General features: G+C 47.0%; 11 protein-coding genes and 1 pseudogene. 4 read left to right on the forward strand and 8 right to left on the reverse strand.

The features are described from left to right. From PX484_RS19260 to PX484_RS19270, 3 genes and pseudogenes are all read right to left on the reverse strand, one after another. Positions 1–282: pseudogene (locus PX484_RS19260) on the reverse strand (ureidoglycolate lyase); the annotation flags it as partial. Positions 283–287: 5 nt separating this feature from the next. Beyond that, positions 288–1,745, reverse strand: a complete 1,458-nt coding sequence (locus PX484_RS19265; RefSeq protein WP_288105170.1) for an efflux RND transporter periplasmic adaptor subunit — start codon at positions 1,743–1,745, stop codon at positions 288–290. Between the two features lie 112 nt (positions 1,746–1,857). Further along, positions 1,858–2,460: a GUN4 domain-containing protein gene (locus PX484_RS19270; RefSeq protein ID WP_002801328.1), complete on the reverse strand. Its 603-nt coding sequence runs from the start codon at positions 2,458–2,460 to the stop codon at positions 1,858–1,860. A gap of 83 nt (positions 2,461–2,543) precedes the next feature. Here PX484_RS19270 and PX484_RS19275 point away from each other — a divergent pair, with 83 nt between their 5' ends. Continuing rightward, positions 2,544–3,524 carry an aspartate carbamoyltransferase catalytic subunit gene (locus PX484_RS19275; protein WP_002801327.1) on the forward strand — a complete coding sequence of 327 codons (981 nt, stop codon included), beginning with the start codon at positions 2,544–2,546 and terminating at the stop codon, positions 3,522–3,524. Positions 3,525–3,547: 23 nt separating this feature from the next. On the opposite strand, the gene PX484_RS19280 is transcribed toward PX484_RS19275, so the two are convergent. The 3 genes from PX484_RS19280 to PX484_RS19290 form a co-directional block, all read right to left on the reverse strand. Further along, positions 3,548–3,829 carry a hypothetical protein gene (locus PX484_RS19280; protein WP_287766018.1) on the reverse strand — a complete coding sequence of 94 codons (282 nt, stop codon included), beginning with the start codon at positions 3,827–3,829 and terminating at the stop codon, positions 3,548–3,550. 199 nt (positions 3,830–4,028) lie between these two features. After that, positions 4,029–4,505 (reverse strand): urease accessory protein UreE, encoded by a 477-nt coding sequence (gene ureE / locus PX484_RS19285; RefSeq protein ID WP_287665004.1) that lies wholly within the window; start codon positions 4,503–4,505, stop codon positions 4,029–4,031. 77 nt (positions 4,506–4,582) lie between these two features. Beyond that, complete coding sequence (locus tag PX484_RS19290) at positions 4,583–5,068, reverse strand: DUF4168 domain-containing protein (protein ID WP_002801324.1); 486 nt, start codon at positions 5,066–5,068, stop codon at positions 4,583–4,585. A gap of 199 nt (positions 5,069–5,267) precedes the next feature. Here PX484_RS19290 and PX484_RS19295 point away from each other — a divergent pair, with 199 nt between their 5' ends. The 3 genes from PX484_RS19295 (at position 5,268) to cobD (ending at position 7,036) form a co-directional block, all read left to right on the forward strand. Then, positions 5,268–5,471, forward strand: a complete 204-nt coding sequence (locus PX484_RS19295) for a hypothetical protein (RefSeq protein ID WP_002759569.1) — start codon at positions 5,268–5,270, stop codon at positions 5,469–5,471. 145 nt (positions 5,472–5,616) lie between these two features. Next, a complete protein-coding gene (hbs, locus tag PX484_RS19300) occupies positions 5,617–5,901 on the forward strand; it encodes a non-specific DNA-binding protein Hbs (protein ID WP_288105173.1) in 285 nt (94 codons plus the stop codon). Between the two features lie 55 nt (positions 5,902–5,956). Next, a complete protein-coding gene (gene cobD, locus PX484_RS19305; RefSeq protein WP_002801321.1) occupies positions 5,957–7,036 on the forward strand; it encodes a threonine-phosphate decarboxylase CobD in 1,080 nt (359 codons plus the stop codon). Between the two features lie 31 nt (positions 7,037–7,067). Here cobD and psbC read toward each other — a convergent pair whose 3' ends face one another. Together psbC and PX484_RS19315 are read right to left on the reverse strand one after the other, a co-directional pair. Next, complete coding sequence (gene psbC, locus PX484_RS19310) at positions 7,068–8,450, reverse strand: photosystem II reaction center protein CP43 (protein WP_159250274.1); 1,383 nt, start codon at positions 8,448–8,450, stop codon at positions 7,068–7,070. Then, on the reverse strand, positions 8,434–8,605 hold a 172-nt coding region (locus tag PX484_RS19315), incomplete at its 5' end, for a photosystem II protein D2 (protein WP_271931852.1). The genes psbC and PX484_RS19315, both read right to left, overlap by 17 nt.

Raw genomic sequence — 8,605 nt, forward strand, 5'->3', positions numbered from 1 at the left:
AGGACTAGGGGGGGCCACTCCTAAAAACCACTCTTGTCCCCCCAAAGAACCAAGACATTGGGTACATTGACTATGACGAGTAATTCGCTTAAATTTACGTCCGCGAGTCTGTAAACGCATAATATAAAAACGTGGCACACCGTTTTTTAAATGCAGTTGTGCATCGCTTTCATCAAACAGTTTCCCGTCATGGCTAGGGGTTATTAATTGACCGTAGGGACGGAAACTCTCGGCTGTAATTAGTTGCGCTGACAGGGGACGAACGGTAATCGAATTACTCATAAAAATTACTGCTGACTAACAGTTATAGCTGTACCATCTCGGAGAGAAAGAATATTATTAATAGCAATTCTTTCCCCGGCATTTACTCCAGAAATAACCTGATAAGCTTGCCCTTGAATTGTGCCGACTTGAATTGGTTTTTGTCTGACCACTAAACGCTCCTTGGCATTTTCTTGACCTTCTTTAGCCTTTTCTTTTTCCGCCACAAAAACAAAATTTTGCGCTCCGATGCTAGTCACTGCCGTGGTGGGAACTAATACCCCCGGTTTTTGATCCCAAATTAACCGCGTCCGCACATATTGGTTATTGCGAAGACTGCCATCATTAGTAAAGGCAAATTTCACTAAAACCGATTGGGTAGCTTGGGAAACGGTGGGGGAAATAAAAGTTACTTGACCGCGAACCCCGGCGCTGCCATCGGGATTAATAATTTCTACAGGCAACCCGACGCGCAGACGCGGTTGTAATTCCACGGGAATCTGCACATTTAGTTCCAAAGTTTTATTGTTAGTCAACGAGGTTAATTCTTCACCCAGGGAGATAATATCGCCGACTTTTCTTTGATTAAAATCGCCGACAAAACCATCAATCGGGGCGGTAATGGTGTTAAAAACTAAATTCTGACGCGTCGCCCCTAATTGCCCCTCGGCGCTGGCTACTGCCGCTTGACGACTGTTCACTGTTGCCGCCGCCGCCGCCACCTGTTGCCGTGAGGCTAATTCGTTTTGAATGGCGATATTTAATGCTTCTTTGTTTGCCTGTAGGGTAGCTCTAGCCGCCGTCACCTGTTGACGGGCCGCATCACGATTTTTAGACCGGGCCTCTACTTCCGCCCTGGCGGCCTGAATGTCGCGGCGGCGATCATCTAAGTCCTGTTGGGGCTGTGCGCCTTGTTTAACCAGAAATTCGGCTCTTGTTAGGTTTTTTTCCGCTAAATCTAAATTAGCTCTCGCTCTCTGTAAATCGGCTTCGGCGGCGCTCAAGGTGGCGATCTGACTTTTAACATTGGCTTCGGCATTGGCCACATTTGCCCGATTCTGGGCAATTTGGGCTTTATTTGCCCTCGCTTGTGCTTGTCTTTGCCTTAAATCCGCCTCAGAAGCATTGAGGTTCGCTTTGGCCGAATTTACCTGGCCGATACTGGCGTTTACCTGTTGCTGTTGTTGTTCGGGATCCAATTCGGCGATTTTTTGTCCCTGAGTTACCTGATCGCCAGATTTAACGAAAATAGACCGAATTCGACCGGTAATCTGAGGGGAGACGCTAACACGCTCTTGGGCGATCAAAGTACCCACAAATTCGCTACTTTGCACTAATTTGTCGGTGCCGAGGGTTTGCAGTTTGACGGGAACAGCCGCCGGTCCAGTGGCCTGGGGGGTTTGGGGGGCGCAACCAGCGACAATTAGGGAAACGGCGATCGACGAACCGATCGCTCTCGATACGTTAACGGATCGTTTAATCATTGTTAAATTTACGGGTTTTTAGCGGAAAAAGTGCTAGGAAATCGGAAAAGGAAGAGGAAGATGAGGAGAGAAGCTTTTCCTTAAATTTTATTCTACAGAATTGATCGCGTGATCACTGTTTGCTTTGCCCTAAGCTAACAATATTACAGGTAACTAATCTTTGGGCGAGGGTGGTGTATTCTAGGCGACCACCGGCGATCTGATATTCGTCCCGGGGCGCCGGCAGATGACCGACGGGAGCATTGAGGGTATAGTTAAGATTTTCTTTAAAAATAATCCAATCACCACCTTTACGCCAACCGATGCGATCGCCAAAAGTTTGAAAATTTTCGATCGCCACTAAGCGCCCCGGTCGATTACCCGTCTCGATAAAAATGCGAAATTGGGTACTGAAACTAAAACGACCCCCGGAAGCTTCTTTCCAGAGTTGATCCATCTTTTGCAGATCCCAACAGGCCAATTTTTGCAGGTCTTCCATGGTAAACCAGCCCTGTAATTCCCGTCCGGTTGCTTTCAGGATTAAATTACGGGTTTCATCGTTAGCTTGTCGCCAATTTTGTTGAGCGAGGAAATTTTGCAGGCGAGTGTAATTAATGCCCGTGGTCGGTGATACCATTTCCCCAGAGGTGGCAGTCTGGGCAACGATCGCCGGCAAGGGATTGAGAAATAAAGCGATCGCGAGAGTGACCTGACACAAGGAAAAATTAATTCTCATAAACCCTATTTATTAACTTGATGCAAAGAAATCCTACAATAGCATAGACGAAATTTGCCGTTTTTACCGCCTCCTCAACTCCTATGGCTTTCACTTGGATCCGACATCACATTTTGGGATTGCAAGACTGGCAACCGGAAGAATACCAAACCCTGCTACAAACGGCCTCTAGTTTTCGTGAAGTTCTTTCCCGACGCACCAAGAAAGTGCCGGCCCTACAGGGACAAGTGGTGACGAATCTTTTTTTTGAACCTTCCACCCGCACCCGTAGTAGTTTTGAACTAGCGGCGAAACGTCTTTCGGCCGATGTTCTCAATTTTGCCCCGGGTAGTTCCAGTTTGACTAAGGGGGAAACGATTCTCGATACCGCTTTAACCTATGTGGCCATGGGTACGGATATCTTTGTCATCCGACATCAACAGTCGGGGGTTCCCGATTTAATTGCCGCAGAAATGGATCGTTTACAGTCGGGGGTCAGTATTCTTAATGCTGGGGACGGTCAACACGAACACCCCTCCCAGGGACTTTTAGACCTGTTTACGATCTGTTGTCTGTTAGATCAGGAAAATCCCCGTTTAGAACTGTTAGAGGGTAAAAAAATCGCTATTGTCGGGGATATACTCCATTCTCGTGTCGCTCGTTCCAATATCTGGAGTTTAACCACGGCTGGGGCGGAAGTACATTTGTCCGCACCCCCTACCCTGCTGCCGAAATATTTTGGGGAATTGTGCGATCGCCTATTTCTCCACTGGGATTTAGAACCAGCTTTAGAAAAGGCCGATTTTGTGATGACCCTGCGACTGCAAAAAGAACGCATGACTGCCAATCTTTTGCCCAGTTTACGCGAATATCATCAAAGTTTTGGCATTACTCGTCCTCGTTTGCAATCCTGTCAACCGGGGGTGAAGGTACTTCATCCGGGTCCTGTGAATCGGGGAGTGGAAATTAGTTCCGATTTAATGGATGATCCCGATTTTAGTCTGATTTCCCAACAAGTTACCAGTGGTGTCGCTGTCAGAATGGCTTTATTATACCTCATTGGTAATCTTCGCGGCGACCGGTAAAAGCTTCTCAGGGATTTGCTCTTTTAGTCTGGTTTCATTGAAACAATCCTAAAGTTTCTATCAAGGTAAATATCATACTTTCTTCCTCCCTCACACACAGCATCTTCTGCTTCAAACTGGTTAGTCTCAACATCAAATTTCATCGCTTTAGGATTTCTACAGCCCTGTTTTAGCAAAGCATCGGTCAACCGTGATTTTTCTTCTGCGGTCAAAGCCCGGTAATCACTACTATTAGCTTGACCCCCATAGATTGACATTCCTATAATGCTAAGAGATAGTAAGCTTATGATCGATTTGGTCTTCATTTTTTCAACTTCCTGAATACAATAAAAACATCATTCTAAGAGTTTTAATCCCTAAGTTTTCGCTAATTAGTTCGGCACGATTACCGGTTAACTTTATGTTAGGAAAAGCATACCTATTTTGCAATAAGTATAAATACTCAAGCTACCCAGAGGGCTTTTCTAGGAACTGCGACCGATACCGGATTCCGTTCTCTTTAAACTATCCCTTTTTTGCCTCTTCCAGGTCATGATAATGCTGATAAGCGCCGATTTCGGGGTTAAAAGGGGCGATTTCTTCATTTACAGTTAATCCCAAACCTTCTAACATTGCTTGTAGGACAGAATCGGGGGCCAGACGGAGATAATCAGGATTAATTTCTAGGGCTACATGACGATTACCGAGGTGATAGGCTGCTTTGAGGAGTAAATCGGTTGAAGGGGCGGTAATAGTGATAACTGGTTCGGGTTTAGCGATAATTTGAATAATTTCGCCGTTTTCTCCCCGCAGGAAATCGCGATCCTGTAGAATGGTGCCGCGGGGTAAACGAAAACAGAGGGAAAAACCTTCGGGACTGTCGAGACGATAACGGCTGCGGGTGCGTTCTTCGGCCGTAAGTAGGAGGCTAAAAACCACCGTTTCTGGGGGAGGTGGACTAGCGGTATGACGGGGGGGTAAGCGCTCGGTAAAAGTTAACATGGTAGTGGTCAATGGGAAAAAATATTCTTAATTGTAGCCCTGACTCCAGCTTGACCGGAAAAACTGAGGAACTTTTTCTATTTATTCTCCCGTTGCAGACGAATCATCTCATTTTGCACCCGTCGTCTCAAGTTATCATCGCTGCGAATCCGGTTAGTAATGGCGTTAAACTGAGCGGCAGTCAGACCACTATCTTGGACAATCTTTTTTGAGTTATTACAATAATCTACGGCAATTCTTTGGGCATTAGCTGGAAGATTATTAAAGCTTTCCCGTTGGTTACAGGTAATTGCCGGGGGACTTTTCCCTAAAATTTGCGAAATTGCCTGATAAGCTTGTTTTCTTTGGGTTTCGATCAACAAAACTGCGGTTGCATAACGTTTAATTTGGTCAGCAGTAAAATCTTGAGTATAAGCGGAAGACCGGAAACTAACTATCTCCGTAGTCCAAGAAAATTCGGGGATCAGACCGCCAAGAATGGCGATTACTGCCAAAAAAGTCACGATAAAAGAACGTCTTAAGCTTTGACCTAGATCGGCTAGGGGATAGCAGTAAATCACCATGCGAGTTTGTCGCTGAATAGATAATGATAGCAAACTTTCCAGTTAAATCCTGCTTTTTTGAATATTTTTAACGATCATAAGTTCCAATTCTAGCGAATATCTCCTGGGACTGAACCTTAATTTTTGGGCAGAAATTGCTTTGGTAAACTTTTTTAACGTTTTTGGGGGCAAAATTAGTCAAAAATCTTGGAGAGAACCAATGAACGATTTTTGGGAAGTTAGGATGCCTATCGCTTTTAGAGAATATTTATCGGCAATTTCGCCATCTAATCTCTTTTTATTAGCTTATATCGCTGTAAATCTCTCGCTTGTTCCCTTTTTTCTCTCCCCTGGCGGGGAATTGGGGGGAAATCTAGATAAATTAAAGGTTTCAGCGATTCCGATCGAGACAATTCCCGCTTAGAATAATGCAGTGGAATATATAGCCAATGAGGATTTGAGGCATTATTTAGTGATCTCGATCCTGGCGAGTCCTCAACAGGGGAACCATAATAAACTACTGACAACCACCCTAAACTCAGAAAAACCGCAAAAAAAGGAGTTAGCGCATGAATAAAGGTGAATTAATCGATCAAATCGCTCTCAAAGCCTCTGTGACCAAAAAACAAGCAGATGCTGTTCTCACTGCCGCCATCGAAACCATTATCGAAGCGGTTTCTGAGGGGGACAAAGTAACCCTAGTAGGATTCGGTTCCTTCGAGGCCCGGGAACGTCAGGCCAGGGAGGGACGCAACCCGAAAACCGGCGATAAGATGGAGATTCCGGCCACTCGCGTCCCGGCTTTCTCGGCGGGTAAACTGTTTAAAGACAGAGTGGCCCCGCATAAGGAATAATTACTGTTGAGTTTCGTTCTCGCGTAGCGAGCGCAAAGCGTTCGCTGTAAGTCTTTTGCTTAGACCTAAACATGGTGGTAATCTTGACTGGGCGGCCGCCATTGCCGGCTGTCCGGTTTCCTCTATTCTCGATTTTTCTGCCAGTATCAACCCCCTCGGTCCGCCAGAAAGCGCCCTAACCGCTATTAAAAGCCATTTAACCAGTCTGACTCGTTATCCTGACCCAGGGTATTGGCAGTTGCGCTCTGCCCTCGGCCAATGGCACAATATAGGGCCAGATTGGATTCTCCCCGGCAATGGTGCGGCTGAGTTATTAACCTGGGCCGGTCGGGAATTGGCCTCATTTGATAGTGTTTATGTACTAACACCCGCTTTTAACGATTACGAACGGGCCTTAAAAAGTTTTGGTGGAAAAATCTGCCAACATTCCCTAGATTTAACCAGTTTAAAGCCGGTTAATCCCGAAAAACAAGGCTTATTACTCAATAATCCCCACAATCCCACGGGGAAACTCTGGACGGTGGCGGCCATTCGTCCCTATCTATCGCAATTTGGTTTGGTGGTAGTGGATGAGGCTTTTATGGATTTTTTACCCCCGCCACAACAGGAGAGTTTAATATCTCTCTTGCCGGAATATCCCAATCTCGTGATTTTGCGTTCCCTAACTAAATTTTACAGTCTCCCCGGTTTACGTCTAGGATATGTCCTCGCCCATCCCGATCGCCTGTTACAATGGCAAAAATGGCGCGATCCTTGGTCGGTGAATAATTTGGCTGTGGTTGCCGCTATTGCGGGAATTGAAGATAGGGATTTTCAAAAACAAACTTGGGACTGGTTAACGGCGGCCCGCGAGGATTTATGGCAGGGATTAGCTAATTTTCCGCAATTACAGCCCCAAACCAGTGCCGCTAACTTCCTCTTAGTACAATCTCAATCTTCCTGTTTACCCCTACAGGAAGCTTTATTAAAATATCATCGAATTTTCATCCGCGATTGTCTCAGTTTCCCCGAATTGGGTAGCAATTATTTTCGGGTAGCTGTCCGTTTACCGGCAGAAAATCAACGATTATTATCGGCTTTAGAGAGTGTTTTAGCTGCGTCTGATATTAACCACAAAAAAGCTCCCGCCAACTAGACGGGAGCCTCTACCATCGAACTAAGGGAAATTAGTCGAGGTCGGGCATTGCCAATGCGGGTTCAGTCTCGCGGTCAATTCCTTTCTCGAAACCGGCGGCGGCGGCGCGAGCGCGTCCAGCGTGCCAGAGGTGTCCAATCAGGAAGAAGAAAGCGAGGGTGAAGTGAGAGGTAGCCAACCAAGCGCGAGGAGACACATAGTTAAACGAGTTAACGTCAGTGATAACCCCACCCACAGAGTTCAAGGAACCTAAAGGAGCGTGGGTCATGTATTCAGCCGCGCGGCGGACTTGCCAGGGTTGTACGTCATTTCTGATTTTGTCGAGGTCTAAACCGTTAGGACCGCGGAGGGGTTCTAACCAGGGACCGCGGAAATCCCAGAAACGCATGGTTTCACCACCGAAGATGATTTCGCCAGTGGGAGAGCGCATCAGGTATTTACCTAGACCGGTAGGGCCTTGGGCAGAAGCGACGTTAGCGCCTAAGCGTTGGTCACGGACCAAGAAGGTGAAAGCTTGAGCTTGAGAAGCTTCCATACCGGTCGGACCGTAGAATTCACTGGGATAGGCGGTGTTGTTAAACCAAACGTAAACGGCGGCGATAAAGCCCATCATGGAAAGAGCGCCCAAGCTGTAGGACAGATAGGCTTCTCCAGACCAGATGAAAGCGCGACGCGCCCAAGCAAAGGGTTTGGTGAGAATGTGCCAGATACCGCCACCGATACAGATTAAGCCAATCCAGATGTGACCGCCGATGATATCTTCCATGTTGTTGACGCTGATAATCCAGCCTTCGCCACCGAAGGGAGCTTTGGTCAGATAACCAAAGATAACTGCGGGGTTGAGGGTAGGATTGGTGATGATGCGGACATCACCGCCACCGGGGGCCCAGGTATCATAGACACCGCCAAAGAACATGGCTTTAAATACCAACAACAGCGCACCACAACCCAAGAGAATCAGGTGATAACCGATGATGTTGGTCATTTGGTTTTTATCTTTCCAGTCGTAACCGAAGAAATTAGAGTATTCCTCTAGGGTTTCCGGTCCGCGGATAGCGTGGTAGATACCACCAAAACCGAGTACAGCCGAAGAAATTAAGTGCAGAACACCAGCGACGAAGTAGGGGAAGGTATCGACTACTTCACCACCAGGACCGACCCCAAAACCGAGGGTAGCTAAGTGGGGAAGCAGGATTAAACCCTGTTCGTACATCGGTTTTTCGGGGATAAAGTGGGCGGTTTCAAACAGGGTCATCGCCCCGGCCCAGAAAACGATTAAACCAGCGTGAGCGACGTGAGCGCCGAGCAGTTTACCGGAGAGGTTGATAAGACGAGCGTTACCAGACCACCAAGCGAAGCCGGTGGAACTTTGGTCACGACCACTAGCGGTAGGGATATTAGAGAGCGTTACCACGCGGGAGAACCTCCTCAGGGAAGATAAAGTTTTCGTGGGGTTGGTCTTGGGGAGCCATCCAAGCTCTCAGACCTTCGTTAAGCAGAATATTTTTAGTGTAGAAGGTTTCAAATTCCGGGTCTTCCGCCGCTCTCAATTCCTGAGAAACGAAGTCA

This window comes from Microcystis sp. M49636_WE2 (genome assembly GCF_030065375.1).
In the GTDB taxonomy this organism is placed as follows: domain Bacteria; phylum Cyanobacteriota; class Cyanobacteriia; order Cyanobacteriales; family Microcystaceae; genus Microcystis; species Microcystis aeruginosa_C.